Source organism: Siphonobacter aquaeclarae (assembly GCF_900103285.1).
Classification (GTDB): domain Bacteria; phylum Bacteroidota; class Bacteroidia; order Cytophagales; family Spirosomataceae; genus Siphonobacter; species Siphonobacter aquaeclarae.
Map to the genome: position 1 here is coordinate 514,420 of NZ_FNGS01000002.1, position 14,631 is coordinate 529,050.

A 14,631-nucleotide genomic window follows, 5' to 3' on the forward strand; every position below is an offset into this window, starting at 1 on the left:
GGTTAAAACCAGGAAGGTTTGGTCAGGGTCCCTCCCATCCGCCGGCAATCGGCGCAGACGGGAGGCACTATCAGATACCGGCTTGGCGGCGGCTCGTCAATCGTGCCGATAATCATCCCGGCGTCGTCAATCAGCGAACGTATGTCCATAAACTCGAGTGTATCCGGGGGCGACGGGCAGGACGGGAACGAACCCGGGTACCAGCTTTTGAAGTCAGCCGGCGTTACAGTGATCCGTTTCTTCTTTTCCGAAACCGCTGAGAAATACCCGAATACCAGTTCGTCTTTGTTATTGACGCTGTGGAAATTACCGGTGAGAACTGACGGCTGCGGGTCAAAAATCCCACCGGTCGTTTCAGTCGTTTTCGCCAGCTGGTCCCAGTACTCGTATGCATCCTGAGTCAGGGCATACTGGCGGACGAGCAGGCTGTACTTGACCAGCAGTTTGTTGCTGGCGTTGAGAATCGTCACGACGGGATAGTTCCGGATGACGTCGTCGGTGAGTTTCGCTGAGGTAGCGATCATGATGTTACCGGGAAGATCGGTCCGCCAGCAGGTCGTCAGGTTTTCAGCCCGGGGCTCAATCTTCCCGTTCTTCACGAGAATGTACGACCCGTACGCGCTCCGGAATTCATACGTTTCCTCTACTTTCCAGCGATAAAAACGGGTATTTCCGGTAGCGTCGTGCGTATTGACGACGAAGTTCATCTTCCCCTCCGACTGGTACATTCTCCAGGAAACGCTGTCGATATCCGGCGTCTGTTTGACCGGCACATATTCAGACGCATACCCCTTTCCACCGACATTGACAGTGAGCATGAAGTTTTCCGTCACCGGAAAACTCCTCGGCGCCAGGAAGTAATTGCCGCTGCCTTTGTCGGTGAAGGTATAGGTCGTGCCTTTGTCGCCCACGACGCGGACTACCGCGCCGGTTACGACCGTCGGCACGGTTTTATCCGACAGCCCCTGCGTACGGGACAGCGAGATATACGACGTATCTCCGCCGGTATTCAGAAACCCGTTGATGACGAGGTACTTCCCGTCCTTATTCGCATCCGACGGATTGAACGGGTCAATGCAGCCGGCCACGACGAGCGTCAGTATCAAAAATAGGACCCCGTATTTCATCAGAATTTAAAGTTGTAAGTGAGACTCGGGATAGGCTGTCCGAAGATCGACAGCTTGTATCCTTTGATACTGCCGTTTTCGGTGACGAAGAAGACCGAGTACGGGTTCTTCCGCCCGAGGAGGTTATAGACCGATATCGTCCAGGAGCTGTGCGCCAGCTTTCGTACCCGGTGATTGCCTTCAATATTCAGCCCGAAATCCATGCGGATATAATCGGGTATGCGTGCCTGGTTGCGTTCGGCATAGTACGTCCGGACAACACCATCCATATAGTACTTTCCGACCGGAGGCGTATAGGGTCTGCCCGTACTGTAGTTGAAATTCAGCGACAAACTGAACCGCCGGTTCACCCGGTAGTTGCCGATGAGGGAAAAATCATGCGGCTTGTCGTAGTTGGCCGGATAGTAGTTGCCGTTGTTCGGCGCGTCCGGCGACGACGGATCGTCTGCCTTCAGCAGCGTCCGGGCGTAGGTGTAGCTGGCCCAGCCGTTGAGTTTACCCGTCAGTTTCTTGAGCAGGATTTCGACGCCGTAGGCTTTACCCGTGGTCGAGATCACCGCCGTTTCGATCTGCTTGTTCAGGATGAGGGAATCTCCGCTTTTGTAATCGAGCACATGGCGGAGTTTTTTGTAGTATCCTTCGACAGACAACTCCACCGAACCCGACCGCAGCGTCTTGTACAAGCCGAGCGAAAACTGCTGGCCCTGCTGGGGTTTCAGGTAGGAATCGCTGAGTTTCCAGATATCCGTCGGCGAAATGGCCGCCGTATTCGACAGCATTTGCAGGTACTGCCGGGTTGTATTGAAACCGGCTTTGACGGAAAACGACGCCGAGGCCATGTACCGCAGCGACACCCGGTACTCCGGCCCGAGGTAGTTTTGAATAATCGCCCCGCTGCCATAGGTATCAAATTGCCGGATATACTTCTTTTCAATCGGCAGGCCTTCGGCATAGCGGGCTACGCTCCGCGGGCCGAGGTACTGGAAGAACGACACGCGAACACCGCCCGTCAGCGCCAGCTGCGGGTTGACGTCATACCGCTCCGAGAAATACACCGCACTTTCCACGCCCTGCTCCGGTTCAACAATCTCCGGTTTTACGAGCGACGCGCTTCCGCGCGGCCGAAACGTACCCGACTGGATTTTGTAGAGAGACGACGACAATCCCATGTCAAACGTATGCCGGTTGGTGGGAATGTAGCTCAGGTCGGCCTTGGCCTGGTACTGCCGGATCCGGAAGGCCAGGTCAAAGGCATTCTCCGGCATCTGTTCTCCCTGAATATCATAGCGGTAGCTGCTGTAGGAACCGGTAAACGTCCCGAAGAGCCTCGGGTTGAAAATACGCTTCCACTTCAGTGAGCCGAGTTCCGACTGGTACCGGTAAACGGTATCCGAGTTGAACTTGAACTGATCGGAGCTTTTGTACGCGCTGAGTGTCAGGCTGTTCCGCTGGTTGATTTCGTGGTTGATCTGAACGTTGACGTCGTAAAAGGACGCCCGGCTTTTGTTGTACCGCACGTCTGTCACCTGCTTGAGGAGCCAGTTGGAGTACGACGAGCGCCCGCTCACCATCACCGAGGTACGTTCCTTGATGATGGGTCCTTCGAGGGTCAGACGACCCGTCAGCAGACCGATCCCGCCCGAGCCCGAAAACTTCCGCTTGTTGCCTTCGCGGGTATTGATTTCGAGGACAGAGGACAGCCGCCCGCCCAGCCGCGCCGGCATATCGCTTTTATACAGTTCAATATCTTTGAGAATGTCCGGGTTAAACGCCGAAAAGAACCCGAACAGGTGAGATGGATTAAATACCGTCGCATCGTTAAACAGAATCAGGTTCTGGTCGGTCGATCCGCCCCGTACGTTCAGGCCGGTGCTGCTCTCCCCCGTGGTTTTAACGCCGGGAAGCGTCATCACAACCCGCAGGGCGTCGGTTTCCCCGAAGGCCGTCGGTACCTGTTTCATCGTTTTGAGCGTCACGCGGGAAACGCCCATCTGGTTGCTTTTCACGCTGGCGTCGAGGTCCGATTTCACGAGGATTTCTTTCAGGGCGACGACGTTCTCGATCAGGTCGATATTCAGTTTTCCGCTGGAATACAGCACAATCTGCCGGTGGGATTCCCGCATGCCGACGCTCCTGACCTTCAGCATGTGTTTGCCGCGCGGCAGGGTAAGCGTGTAGTAGCCGAGGGCGTCGGTCGACACGCCGATGGAAGGCTTCTCCAGAAAGACGGAGGCGCCGATAACCGGCTCACCCGTGACGATATTCCGGACGTATCCGTTGACCGTCGCCGTCCCTTCCCGGATCCGGAATGTTTTGATTCCGACATCATAGACCTTGTTTTCGGCGTTCGACAACAGCCGGGCGGCCATTTCCTGGTCCTGAAAAACATATCCGACAGAAGTATCCGCTTCCGCGGCCGGGTCGAAGATGCCTGTCGGCAGGCGCGTCACGATGGCGCGCTCGCGGGTGACAAATACCCGGTGCCGGGCGTCAATGGCATACCGCAGGTCGGTACCCCGGAAAAGGTCCCGCAGAAACGCTGCCAGCGGCTGGTCTTTTACTTCCCCGGAAATAAATACGCTGTCGGTATCGGCTTTGCGGTAGTAGAAATAGTAGTCGGACTGCGCCTCGATCTGCTTCACCCATTCCGAAAACTTCAGGTTCACAGCCGATCCGCTTACCGAACGGCCGTCGAACCGGTACTGCGCCGACGCCGGCCGGCAGCAGAAACACAGCAGGAAAAGAATCGGTATAAGTGCTTTCATCTAGATCTGGTCGTAGTGGGCGATAAGTTGGGTGAGGGCCTCTTCCCAGTTGTCCCGGAAAGGCAGCTTGCGCAGGTATTTCCGCAACTCCCGCTTTTTTTCCGGGAATGCCGCCCAGATCGCTTTCCGGTTTTTGACGGAGAGGTATTTGCCGTCCTTCCGGACGAAGTAGGAGTCTTTTTCAGTGTAGATGATGTTGACCCGCTGTTCGGAAAGGTCTTCCCGGCGTTCTTTCATCCGTTTGCAGTACAGCGGCGTTTTTCCTTCGTACAATACCTCGTAAAATCCGGGCCGGATGTCTTTTTCCAGCCGGACAAAACGGTGGGTACCGATGCGGAACGAACTGACGCCGATGCCGGGGAGAATCAGCCGCTGATAGCCGCTGGAATACCGGACAACGACCAGGTCCCGGTAAATGTCGTATACAAGGGGAACGTCGTTGTAAAGCCCGCCGTCGAAGGTCAGGGAAGCCGGCTGCCAGTCCATCGACTCAAAAAACTGGTGGCCGGTCGGACGGAATTCCATGACGGTGTATTCCCGCCCGTTGTAAAAAGCTGCTGAAGCGGCCGTCGCCTTTCGGTAGAGGTCTACGACGGGGCCTGCGGCAGGCGGTCCTGCGGCAGGATCGCCTGCCGCAGGCGGTCCCGGGTCCTGGGCGAACGCCTGTCCGGCCAGCAGGAGTATTCCCGCTGCCTGTAAGAGGTATCGTGGAGTCGGCATAGAGGTACAGTGATACGATCGGGTGTTCGGGTTTTCGACAACCAAGGTAGAACTTTATACTGCTATTTTGCCAATGCCAAAAAGGAATGCGATTGAAACAGCCTTTTCTGCGACGTTTTTTCGGATGATCCGACGGGTTACAGACACTATTCTATTCCGGAAGGTTGGAGACCGGCATGGCCGTTTTTTTGCCGCTTCTTTCCTGTTCTTCCTTCTTTTTTGTCACTCGTCGAAAAAATCGGATTTTCTGCCGGACCAGCTTCATTTTTGGGAAAGGAGTACCTGCCGGAGACCGTACTTTTCCGCGATTCTGTATCTTTCGGGTAAACATTTATTCCTGCTGCAATTCCATGCACCTGAACGTCACGCCGCCTGAAGGCCAACCGGTTTACGAAGGAGAGATCGCCTCTTACTGGTTTGAAGACGGCATACTTGTCTCTCTTTCAAAAAGTATCCGGCGGACGGTTCCGCTGATTGCCGGTAACGTCGCGTTTGTAAAAGAACTGACCGGAGGCAAACCCGTTCCCCTGCTGATTTACCTGAGCAAATCACCGGTACCGGACAAGGAAACCCGGGCGTTTTCAACCACCCAGCTTCCTGTTATTTACTCGGCGATGGCCATGGTTTCACCGCCGGGATTATCCCGGTTTATCATGAACCTGCTGTTCCGTTTTCAATCACCACCCATTCCGATGAAATCGTTCCCTGATGTGGACGAGGCGAAGGCATGGCTGCAACAGTTTAAATAGACTTTTCAACGACTTCAACCAATCTATTCCATGAATCTCCTCATCTCCCTCCTCGTCGGCGCGATAGCCGGATGGCTCGCCGACAAATTGTTTTCCCGCTTTTCCTTTTCCCTGATCGTGCAGTTGCTGCTCGGTATTGTGGGCGGCTGGGTGGGCGGCTGGCTCCTGGGCGACGACCTCGAAGTCGTCCTCGGCCTCCCTTCCATTCTCTCCCGCATCCTGACGGCTTTCCTCGGCGCGATCCTGATCCTGTTTATCGCCGGGCTGATCAAGGGAAAGGCGAAGTAGTACTTTTCGCAAAAGCAGAAAGAGGCGCTCCGGTTCGGAGCGCCTCTTTCTGCTTTGCGTTTTTCGGGGTTAGTCTCCATCGTAGGCGCGCTGGAGGGCCGCCATGTCAATTTTGTCCATTTGCAGCATAGCCTGCATCACCCGGCCGGAGCGGGATGGATCGGCATCGTATAACAGCTTGCCGAGCAGCGTCGGGATGATCTGCCAGGAAATACCGAAGGGATCGACCAGCCAGCCGCAGCGGTCTTTCCGGCCGCCGGCCGACAGCTTTTCCCAGAGTTCATCTACCTCCTCCTGGGTTTCGCAATTCACAAAGAAGGAAATGGCAGGCGTAAACCGGAACTGCGGCCCGGCGTTGAGGGCCATGAACTCCTGCCCTTCGATTTCAAAGGTTCCGGTCATGACCTGCCCGGCTTTTCCGGGAACATCGTCTCCGTACCGGTGTACGCTTTTGATATGCGCATTTTTGAAGACGGACAGGTAGAAGTTCATGGCTTCTTCGGCTTTGTCGTCGAACCAGAGAAAAGGCGTGATTTTTTGCATGGTTGTGTTTGCTTTGTTTGGATGAAGCAAACTTACCGGGAATGTTCTCACGCATAAATCCCTGATTCCGACAATAAAAGGGGTGATTTGCGCCTAGGCCTCTTCCTGCATTTCGGCGAGGTAACTCCAGAACCGCTGCGGGAGATTTTTCACCGCCAGGGAGCCTTGAAACGACCTATTTCCGAGATACGTCTGCCAGATCGCCGTGAAGGCTTCGGTACGCGCTCCGCCTTCTCCGGCCGGTTCCAGCCGAAACAGCTTCACTGACTTTTTATCGTAATACAGCCCGTAATTTCGGCGGATGTCGTAAATGATCCATGTATGATGTGCGTACCGGCCCGAGAAATGCCGGGCCAGCAGGGGCAGGACGTTGAACCGGGGATTGACTGTCGCATACAGTACCCCGTCTCCGCTTTGCTGAAAACGGACGTGCGCCTCGGTCTGGTGCATTTCGCGTTCGATGCGCGACGCAATCTGCCGCACATACAGGACGTCGTCGTGACTGTAGTTTTTCTCTGCACCGGGAACTTCACTGAATACGTACAGCGCATAGCCAAACAGGTGTACCGGGCTTTCGGATAATTCCGACAAAAACGTACAGCAAAAAGCTCTCCAGCCGGCGGCCGACAGGCGCTGCCGCAAACCCGACGCCACCCGTTGCGCTTTTTCGGCGTCCCGGCGGACCACGTGCACTTTTCCCGGAGCGCTTGTTCCGGTCTGAATCCGGATAGGCCCCGGATTCCGGGCATACCAGTCAAAAATCAGGGTCAGAAACCCTTCCAGACTTCCGTCAAACAGGTACGTTTCCATGGGTGACAACAGGAGAGGCGAAGCGCGGGGAGATTCTCCGGCAATTCTTCATTTGTCTAAGTATCTTAATCAATCCGATACAAATATCTACGATTTTTGATCAATAATTAGAACAAATGGCTGTAAAAATTATTCTACAGGTATATTTTGTCTCCGTTTTTCACTCATTCTTTCGCCCGACCGTTCCGCTGTTTTCGACCCATACAAACCGGTTGCGCATCCGCCGAAATACGAAATCTCCTCTGTATCAAGACCTGCCTCACGAAAGCGGCCTGTTACCTGCGATACCGACCCGAACCGCGACGTATACCGCCAGAGCATGCGGTACTCCGTCGGATTGCCGAGAAACAGCCAGCCGAGTACCGGGATTACCTTCCCCAGGTAAAATCCATAGAAAAACCGAAGCGCGGCATTATCGGGCCGGGATACCTCGATAAACGCAAACCGCCCCCCCGGCTTCAGAATCCGGCGTACTTCTCCCGCCAGCCGGTCCAGCTGTTCGGGACTGAAAGTTTTCAGGCCGAATGCGCAGGTCACGACATCGTAATAGCCGGACGGAAGACTACTCTCCAGCACATCCTCGTTCCGGAGCAGTATCTGCCCGCCAAACCGCCGGAGGTTTTTCTCCTCTGCCTTTTTGAGCATTTCATCCGAAAAATCAAGCGCGGTAAAACGGGCCTCCGGAAACCGGCGGCGAACGCCCTCCCAGGTCTCGCCCATCCCGGTCAGCAGGTCGATTACCTCCAGCGGGCCGCCCGTGGCAGGTATATGCCGGAGAAACTGCCGCCTCCAGCGCAGCGAAAAGCCGAAAGAGGTAATGTAGTTCATGCGTTCATAGGAACCGGACATCCGGTCGAAGAGCTCCCGGACGAACGCGGGCTGGTACATAGCATCCATAAAGGTCTGTCGGATTGGATCAGAAGCCTGCAAAATAGCATCGATCAGCCGGAAACAGTAATCCCCGGCCGTTTTGGCCGGGGATTACAAATCTGAGAATTACTGGACTACCGTAACTGCTTCACTACCACATTCTTAAACACCGCCTTCCCTCCTTTTCCGAAAAGCGATACCGGCTCTCCGGGTTTTTCGGGGAAGATGTGCTCCGTCAGGACCGCTTCTCCGCCGTTGAGGTAGATTTCCAGGAGAGAAGCATCCCGGACGACCCGCACCGATACCGGTCCTTTGCCTACCGGCGCGGCATCTGCGCTCGGGAAGGCTTTGTGAAACGACACGTTTCCGGAATGCCGGCGATCAAGCTCCACGCTGCCGCTCTTCACCCGGAGGATTGTTTCCTGCTCCCCGTTTTTGTCGAGTACCAGGCCGGCTTCTCCACCGGCAGGGTCTACCGTGAAGGAGATATCGAGCCTGTCGCCCGTAGCCTTCGGCAGCGCCTTTGTCTCATCCTTAAGGGAAACTGACGCCAGCTTCTCCACCGTTTCCTGCCGCACGCCCGTCAAAACCGGCTCCTGCACCAGCACCAAACCACCCGGGGTACGTTTGAGCGATACTTCGCGGGCGAGGGTCATGCTGCCGCGGAACGGGCTCGTCGGGACTTTCCCGGCGTACTCCCAGTTGAGTGCCCAACCCAGAATCAGGGGTTTCGGACGCGATTTGGGGCGGTGGTTGAATTCAATAGCTGCGTAAAAGTCCTTGCCCCAGTCGAGTACGTTGCCAAACGCCGGCGATCCGGGGTTCGGGTTATCCTTATCGGCCCGGAAGGTTTTTCCGTCAAACTCACCGACAAAATACTGCATTCCGACATACCCCGGCGTCCGGTGCCCGGACGATACCAGCAGTACCCATTTCTCTTTTCCCTTTTCGTTTGTGACAGGCGCCTTAAACAGCGCCGGGCACTCCCAGATCTTGGTTATGTCTCCCTGCGGCCCGAACTCGCCGGTTTTGTTCCATTTTTTCAGGTCGGGAGATTCATAAAAGTAAATCTGATGCTTGTCCGGCTTGGCGACGGCCATGACCCACTTCTTTTCCGGCTCGTACCACGAAACGTTCGGGTCCCGGAAGGTCGGGGTATTGAGCGTCAGGACGGGGTTACCGGAGTACTGCTGCCAGGTACGCCCCTTGTCGGCGCTGAAGGCCAGGTTCTGCTGCTGGAGGAGTTCTTCGCCCTTGGCGTGGATATGGCCGGTGTAGATGGCTACCAGGCAATCTTTTGTACCAGACGGGCACAGGCCGCTTTTATTCCCGGCATCGACGACGGCGCTGCCGGAAAATATCATCGTTTCGCTCTTTCCGTCGGGGTTCGGAAACTCGGGTAATGCCAGCGGCAGGTGCTCCCAGTGCGTCAGGTCTTTGCTGACGGCGTGCCCCCAGCTCATGTGTCCCCAGGTATCACCTAAGGGATTGTACTGGTAAAAGATGTGGTACTCGCCATCGAGATAGACCAGCCCGTTCGGGTCGTTGGTCCAGTTTTTCTCCGGAGCGAAGTGAAAAGACGGGCGGTACTTTTCCGCCGTCTGCGCCATCCCGGCCTGCGTAAGCAGGAGAAGGGCAGCAGCGAGGGGGAGTTTTTTCATGGGTTTGAGAGGGGTTTCTGGATGGAAGCGTTTTCAGTCTTCAGTCTTCAGTCTTCAGTTTTCGGTTTTCAGTTTTCGGTTTTCAGTTTACAGTCCGGCTAACTGAAAACTGTAAACCGAAAACCGAAAACTGCTTTTCAATATCCCGGATTCTGCTGATACAACCCCTTCGTAAACGTGATTTCGCGTTGGGGGATCGGGAGGTACTCATCGCGGCCGGCGGTGAAGCGTGCGCCGTTCAGGAATCCGTGCCGGGTTTTCTCCTTGTCAAGGTAGGCGTTGAGTGTTTCGGCTGCAATACCCCAGCGGACGAGGTCAAAAAACCGCGGTCCTTCCGTTGCGAACTCCAGCCGGCGCTCCCATTGCAGCGCCTTACGGGCATATGCCTGGGTCCAGCCGGTTGAGGTATAGGATTTGATGAGGTATTTCGACGGGTCCGTACCGTCGGCCTTTTTGGTCCGGCCGGTGCTGCCTGCCGCCCGCTCCCGCAGCTTGTTGATCAGCGGAAGCGCCAGGTCCTGCTGACCAAGCTCAATGTACGCCTCTGCCTGCCAGAGCAGTACGTCGGCATACCGGATGACGTCGATGTTTTTGGCCGTTCCCATAAACGGTCCCTGCTTTTTGTAGGCCGAGCTGGTAGCCAGCTGCTGGGATTTCATCGTCTGAAAGTATCCGTATACCCCCGGATCACGTACCCAGGCATTGCTGAAGGGCAGTGCCGCGTTGTACTTGTACGGATGGCCGTCGATTCCGATGGTATGGTCTACCCGGGGATCTACCGTCGCCGTTTTGAAGTCAATTTCTCCATTGTTAAAAGTATCGAACTTCGGCAGGCCGTTTGCATCCGTTCCGAACGCGTTCGCCAGGTTTTGCGACGGCTGGTGGAATCCGCAGCAACCGTACTGTGGCGCGCCGTGGGGGTAGTTCAGGCCGTCTTCGGTATTGACGCGGCCGAGCGTCGTACCGTCGTTGATCGAAAACTGGATGGCAAAAACGGACTCTTTTCCATTATCAAATTCCGGCAGGAAGTTCTGCGCAAAATCCGGGTGCAGGTCGTACTTGCCGGAGCTGATGACCTGTTGAGTCAGCGTCACGACTTCCTGAAGGCGGGTTTTGTTGATATTCACGACTTTATGCTTGTCGTCCTGCTCGTACGCTTGAAACAGGCGGGTTTTGGCGAGGTATGCCGCCGCTGAGAGCTTATTGGCCCGGCCAACCTGCGTCTGCGAAGCGGGCAGGTTATCCACCGCAAACTGAAAATCATCGCCGATTTTGTTCCAGAGCTGGTCGTTGCCGAGCTGCCGGTTGGACGTTGCCAGGATCTGGTCGTTCGTCAGCGTCTCATCTACATACGGAATCGCCCCGAAGAGCATTTTCAGCATGAAATGGGCATGCCCGCGCAGAAAGCGAAGCTCAGCCTGGCGGATTTTCTTATTGGGGAAGGCCGTCTCGGTCAGGTTGTTGATCGAGCGCAGGCCTACATTCGCCCGGGAAATAGCCTTGTAATAGTTTTCCCAGGTGTAGGGATGGTAAAACCCGCCACCCTGCTGCGGCTGCGTGAGGTTATACTGCTCGTAAAAGTTAATATCCTGCAAATCAGCAACGCCGCCGCCGCCCTTGTAGGCGTCGTCCGAGCGCACACTCCCGTACACCCACATGCTGGCGATGGGGCCGATCATGTCGCCGTTGCCGATACCGGCATAGGCGGCGGTGACGAGGGCTTCGGCGTTGGCGGCGGAAGTAACGTTGTCGGACGACAGCGTACCCTTCGGTTCATAGTCAAGAAAATTGCTGCACGAGGTCACGGTCAGGACGGCGGCCAGCGGAAGTAGCGTATGGAATATCTTTTTCATCGGTTCAGAATGAGACGTTTAAGCCAAAAGTGTAGGTACGCGGCACGGGGATGTCGTTGACATTGATCCGCTCGGGATCAGGCCCCTGGAACTTCCGCGCCTTCACCCAGAAGAGGTTTTCGGCCATGAGGTACAGGCGGAGGCTACCCAGCCCGAAGCGCTCGTTGAACACCTTCGGCACATTGAAGCCAAGCTGTACATTCCGGAGTTTGAAGTACGACGTGTTGACGTTGAAGTAGTCGGAAGTACGGGTTTCGTCGTTTCCGTCCGACAGCGTCAGGGCAGGTACTGCCGAGGTCGGGTTCTGCGCTGTCCAGGCCTTGAATACGCCCGGCCCGACGTTGTCTCTTCCCCGGATAAAATCATTGTAGAACGTGTAGGGATCAAAGCCCGTGCGGCCGGCAATACCCGATCCGAATACCGACAGATCAAAGTTTTTATAGCCGATGTCGATGCGGGCGCTGTACTCCAGGCCCGGGAGCGTTGTCCCGAAAAATTCCTGATCGAGGGAGTTGATGACGCCGTCGCCATTGAGGTCCCGGTACCGGATACGTCCCGGCGCTGCGCCTACCTGTTTGGCGTGGCCGTCTACTTCAGACTGATTCTGGAAGATGCCGTCTGTCCGGTACCCGAAGAGATCGAGTTGGGAATGGCCGATGATCGTCGTCACAGCATTACCCGCGAAGGCCGAACGTACTTCTTCCGGCAGTACCGTAATCTTGTCGCGGAAGCGGGCGAAGTTGGCAAAGAGGCTGTAGGTAAAGTCACCAACCGGCTTTCCATGATACCCGAGGGAAAGCTCAAAGCCTTTGTTCGTCTTCGTCGCACCGTTGACAAAACGCAGCTGCCCTTCACCCACCGCCGATGCTACCGGCGGCTTGATGAGGATATCCCGGGTCTGGCGGGTGAAGTAATCGAATGATCCATAGAGACTTCCGTTGAGGAAGGCGAAATCTACCCCGACGTTGAGTTCGTCTGTCGTTTCCCATTTCAACGCCGTATTGGAGCCCTGGGTCTGGACAAAGCCGGAGGGCAGCGTCCCGCTTTTCGAACCGTTCAGGTCATAGGCCGTACCTACGTTCCAGTATTGATCGAAGAAGGGATTATGCCCGTTGGTCACCTGCGACGCCAGCGTACCATACCGGGCTTCGAACAGACCGAAGCGGGCGAGGTCGCCAATATCCTGGTTACCAATCCGGCCGACACCGGCGCGTACTTTCAGGCTGCTGATAGCTTTTACGTTCGAAAGGAACGCTTCCTTATCCAGTCTCCAGCCGACCGACGCCGCCGGGAAAAAGCCGTACCGGTTCTGGTCCCCGAAGCGGGAAGACCCATCCCGGCGGAGTGTCAGCGCGGCCAGGTACCGGTCCGAGAAGGCATAGTCGACGCGGGCAAACTGGGAGAGCAGGCGGGAGCCAGTCGACGTACCCATGCTGCTCGCATTCCCCGACGCCGCGCTCAGCACGAAGTAGTCTTCCGACTGTACGGCAAAGTTTTCGCGGTACGAAACAACGTCGTCGAGGTTATCGCGGATGGCTTCCATCCCGGCCAGAAACTTGAACTGATGCTGGTTCAGGTTGAGGGCATACCGCAGGGTATTCGTCCACGTGAGGCTGAGGAACTTGTTGGTGGTCAGCGTCATGTTGTTGAGCGAACGCGCAATGAATCCTTCGGTAAACGACTGTTCGATGTTTTTGAAGGAATACCCGGCATTATCCATCCCGACAGACGTCCGGAGGACGAGGTCTTTCACCGGTTCAATCTCCGCATATACATTGCCGAACAGGAAGGTACGCTTCGTTTTGTCCCAGCGGTTGATGTACTGCATGTGAAGCGGGTTGTTCCGGTCGGAATACCCGGAGCCGAGCGGCCCGGCAAACTCCCCGGTTTTGGTGTAGACGGGGATCGTCGGGGCGAGGGTAATGGCCAGGCCGGGCGTCGGCGCGCCGCCGAGGTCGGTTGCGGCAGGCGTTTCCTTCGACGACGTCGCCTGGAGGTTCATACCGAACTTGAAACGACCGTCCCATTTGCTCAATTGCCCGTTTACGCGGCCGGTCATCCGCTCGTAGCCCGTATACTTCAGCATTCCCGAATTCCGGAGATAGCTGACGTTCACGGCAATAGAGGCATTTTTCGTGCCGCTGGAGATCGTCAGGTCGTTGTTGGTGACAATACCCCGCTGGTAAAGTTCCTTCTGCCAGTCAGTATCGCCGACGGGTACATTGGGATCTCCGCCGACGTACGGCTTCACCGTTACCTTGTTCAGGACCGGGTTGTTGTAGTCTTTGTTCCAGTCGAAATCATAAATCTCACCGTATCCCGAAGCCGGGTCTACCTTGTCGTTGACAGAGGCCTGCCACAGCGCCCGGCCGCGGTCGGCTGCGTTCAGCATCTTAAAGCGTTCCGGTTTTTCGGTTTGTGCGGAGATACTGGAGTTCAGCTGGACGGTTACTTTTCCGTCGGTGTTCCCGCCGTTTTTGGTGGTGACGATGATGACGCCGTTGGAAGCCCGCGCCCCGTAGATCGACGCCGAAGAGGCATCCTTCAATACCTGTACCGACTGTATGGTACTGGCATTCAGGCTCTGGAATACCTGGCTGCGCTTCGTCGGCACGCCGTCGATGACATACAGCGGGTCGTTATTCCCCAGGGTATTCGCCCCGCGAATGAGGATACGGCTGCTTTCTCCGGAGGCACTACCGGTTTTTTCGATGTATAACCCCGGCACCCGCCCCTGTAAAGCCTGCATGGGGTTACCGGAGGTCGTGTTTTTGATGGAGGCGACTTCTACCACGGCTACGGCTCCGGTCAGGTCTTCTTTCCGGGAAGTGGTATACCCGAGGACGACTACCTCCGCCAGCTGGCTACCGGCGACGAGGGCGATGGAGACGTTCGTTAACCCCGCAACGGCTACTTCCTGCGTCGTATACCCGATGTAGGAGACTTTGAGCGACTTTGCATTATCGGCAACACGGAGGGAGAATTTCCCCTGCGGGTCGGTGACAGTACCGGTGGTGGTACCGGTGACGACGATGCTGGCGCCGACGAGGGGTTCGTTCGTTTTCGAATCGAACACCGATCCGGTCAGCACCCGCTGGGCCACCGCCACCTGGACGGTCGTCCACAGGATAATCAGCGTAAATAGATACTTGTTCATAGGCGTTTACAGAAAGATTAGCGATAAAAGAGAGAATGGAGGGGCAAAGCAGTTCCTCCCGCACAGCAGGTGCGGTTAGTCAATCCGG

The 14,631-nt window shown here is 56.1% G+C and carries 11 protein-coding genes; 2 read left to right on the plus strand and 9 right to left on the minus strand.

Going from position 1 to position 14,631, the window contains the following annotated elements:
- Positions 1-2 precede the first annotated feature (2 nt).
- Genes BLR09_RS05705 through BLR09_RS05715 form a run of 3 tightly spaced genes read right to left on the minus strand, consistent with a single transcriptional unit; the run spans position 3 to position 4,612 of the window.
- Positions 3-1,127: a DUF4249 domain-containing protein gene (locus tag BLR09_RS05705; RefSeq protein WP_093198913.1), complete on the minus strand. Its 1,125-nt coding sequence runs from the start codon at positions 1,125-1,127 to the stop codon at positions 3-5.
- Positions 1,127-3,892 (minus strand): TonB-dependent receptor, encoded by a 2,766-nt coding sequence (locus tag BLR09_RS05710; RefSeq protein ID WP_093198915.1) that lies wholly within the window; start codon positions 3,890-3,892, stop codon positions 1,127-1,129. The genes BLR09_RS05705 and BLR09_RS05710 overlap by 1 nt, the downstream gene beginning before the upstream one ends.
- Positions 3,893-4,612, minus strand: coding sequence for a hypothetical protein (locus BLR09_RS05715; RefSeq protein WP_143011032.1), 720 nt, complete (start codon positions 4,610-4,612; stop codon positions 3,893-3,895). It lies immediately after the preceding gene.
- A gap of 350 nt (positions 4,613-4,962) precedes the next feature.
- On the opposite strand from BLR09_RS05715, the gene BLR09_RS05720 reads away from it, so the two are divergent.
- Together BLR09_RS05720 and BLR09_RS05725 are read left to right on the plus strand one after the other, a co-directional pair.
- A complete protein-coding gene (locus BLR09_RS05720) occupies positions 4,963-5,361 on the plus strand; it encodes a SpoIIAA family protein (RefSeq protein WP_093198919.1) in 399 nt (132 codons plus the stop codon).
- A gap of 30 nt (positions 5,362-5,391) precedes the next feature.
- On the plus strand, positions 5,392-5,649 hold the full coding sequence (locus BLR09_RS05725) for a GlsB/YeaQ/YmgE family stress response membrane protein (protein WP_093198922.1): 258 nt from the start codon (positions 5,392-5,394) through the stop codon (positions 5,647-5,649).
- Positions 5,650-5,718: 69 nt separating this feature from the next.
- Here the strand turns inward: BLR09_RS05725 and BLR09_RS05730 are convergent, their stop codons facing one another.
- The 6 genes from BLR09_RS05730 to BLR09_RS05755 all read right to left on the minus strand — a co-directional run bounded on the left by BLR09_RS05730 (position 5,719) and on the right by BLR09_RS05755 (position 14,543).
- A complete protein-coding gene (locus tag BLR09_RS05730; protein ID WP_093198923.1) occupies positions 5,719-6,192 on the minus strand; it encodes a VOC family protein in 474 nt (157 codons plus the stop codon).
- Positions 6,193-6,285: 93 nt separating this feature from the next.
- A complete protein-coding gene (locus BLR09_RS05735) occupies positions 6,286-7,002 on the minus strand; it encodes a TIGR03915 family putative DNA repair protein (protein ID WP_093198926.1) in 717 nt (238 codons plus the stop codon).
- Positions 7,003-7,131: 129 nt separating this feature from the next.
- Positions 7,132-7,899: a class I SAM-dependent methyltransferase gene (locus tag BLR09_RS05740; protein ID WP_093198929.1), complete on the minus strand. Its 768-nt coding sequence runs from the start codon at positions 7,897-7,899 to the stop codon at positions 7,132-7,134.
- A 107-nt stretch (positions 7,900-8,006) separates the two neighbouring features.
- Complete coding sequence (locus tag BLR09_RS05745) at positions 8,007-9,533, minus strand: glycoside hydrolase family 32 protein (protein ID WP_093198931.1); 1,527 nt, start codon at positions 9,531-9,533, stop codon at positions 8,007-8,009.
- A gap of 137 nt (positions 9,534-9,670) precedes the next feature.
- Positions 9,671-11,386 (minus strand): RagB/SusD family nutrient uptake outer membrane protein, encoded by a 1,716-nt coding sequence (locus tag BLR09_RS05750; RefSeq protein ID WP_093198934.1) that lies wholly within the window; start codon positions 11,384-11,386, stop codon positions 9,671-9,673.
- 4 nt (positions 11,387-11,390) lie between these two features.
- Positions 11,391-14,543: a SusC/RagA family TonB-linked outer membrane protein gene (locus tag BLR09_RS05755; protein WP_093198936.1), complete on the minus strand. Its 3,153-nt coding sequence runs from the start codon at positions 14,541-14,543 to the stop codon at positions 11,391-11,393.
- Positions 14,544-14,631: the final 88 nt, after the last annotated feature.